Raw genomic sequence first — 278 nt, 5'->3', positions numbered from 1 at the left:
GGAACCCTCTGTGCCGATGCGTACGCCGTACCGCCACCAACAGGTGAAGATACGGCGGAGGTCGTCCGGCAGGGCACGAGCGCGCTCAGATCAGATGTTGCGCACGGTGGTCATCAGACGCAGGTGCGTCGTGTAGCAACGAATGGCCAGCGGTTGGAACTTGCGCAGGAAGCGATTCACTTCCTCGTTCACGTCCGACTGATCGCGGATGGCGTTCCACACCATGAAGTCGAAGTGATCCATGGCCCGGTCGAACTTGTTCAGCACGCCCAGAGCCC

General features: G+C 61.2%; 1 protein-coding gene. It reads right to left on the bottom strand.

Annotated features, from left to right (window positions below):
• Nucleotides 1–90: 90 nt before the first annotated feature.
• Nucleotides 91–278, bottom strand: a 188-nt coding sequence (locus tag RVY79_RS19310) for a hypothetical protein (RefSeq protein ID WP_317466183.1), incomplete at its 5' end; no start/stop codon positions are given.

It is taken from the genome of Chromohalobacter sp. HP20-39 (assembly GCF_033052815.1).
In the GTDB taxonomy this organism is placed as follows: Bacteria; Pseudomonadota; Gammaproteobacteria; order Pseudomonadales; family Halomonadaceae; genus Chromohalobacter.
Note: the sequence above shows the minus strand (reverse complement) of the source record. Positions and strands in the feature narration are given on the sequence as shown.